Origin of the sequence: Klebsiella sp. HN106 (assembly GCF_051209435.1) — a bacterium.
In the GTDB taxonomy this organism is placed as follows: domain Bacteria; phylum Pseudomonadota; class Gammaproteobacteria; order Enterobacterales; family Enterobacteriaceae; genus Klebsiella; species Klebsiella oxytoca.
This window is the reverse complement of sequence record NZ_JBLURD010000154.1, coordinates 1-347: the sequence shown is the minus strand read 5'-3', so window position 1 is coordinate 347 and position 347 is coordinate 1. Positions and strand designations below refer to the sequence as shown.

The following is a 347-nucleotide window of genomic DNA, read 5'->3' as shown; positions in this document are numbered from 1 at the left end:
TACACCGCCAGTAATGCGGCACGTTTCGCTGGCATCTGGGAAAGAAATAATCTTTTAGAGGAAAAAGACCAGAAGACGAAAAATGAAATAACTGATTGATTTTAAATAATTAAAAAAATAACGAACAGGTCAATTGGGGCCATTTTGACTCGTTGGGATAAATGATCTGTATTTTGTGTCAACCTGGTATTCTGTGGTTTTAAATTCTGCCAAATTTGGTTTTTATGGTAATATAATCTGGTGTGGTGGGAGGGGGTGCGAAAGGAATAGCGATGGAGTTGGCGACGGATCGCCGGTGCAGCAGAGATATGGTTAGAGAAAATTGAGTAATTGAAGGTTTAAAAATA

1 pseudogene is annotated in these 347 nt (G+C 38.6%); it reads left to right on the top strand.

The features are described 5' to 3' along the window. A pseudogene (locus ACSIPU_RS30750) lies at positions 1 to 99 on the top strand (tyrosine recombinase); the annotation flags it as partial. Positions 100 to 347: the final 248 nt, after the last annotated feature.